1 pseudogene is annotated in these 211 nt (G+C 66.4%); it reads right to left on the bottom strand.

From position 1 onward, the window contains the following. Nucleotides 1–211: pseudogene (locus WA762_RS35605) on the bottom strand (epimerase); the annotation flags it as partial.

Raw genomic sequence — 211 nt, 5'->3', positions numbered from 1 at the left:
CGAGTTCCTTGCCGAACCAGTGGGCGAGGCGGCGCACTGAGGCGGTTTCGGGGCCGGTGAGGTTGAGGGTGAATGGTTCGTTGTCGGTGGCGTGGAGGAGGGAGCGCAGGGCGACTTCGTTGGCGTAGCCCTGCCATACGACGTTGGCGTGTCCGGTGGTGATGTCGACGGGTTGGCCTGTGTGGACTCGGTGGGCGATGTCGGCGAGGAC

Origin of the sequence: Streptomyces tyrfis, assembly GCF_037034285.1 — a bacterium.
Taxonomy (GTDB): domain Bacteria; phylum Actinomycetota; class Actinomycetes; order Streptomycetales; family Streptomycetaceae; genus Streptomyces.
The sequence above is the reverse complement of the archived record's forward strand: the minus strand, read 5'-3'. Positions and strand labels throughout refer to the sequence as shown.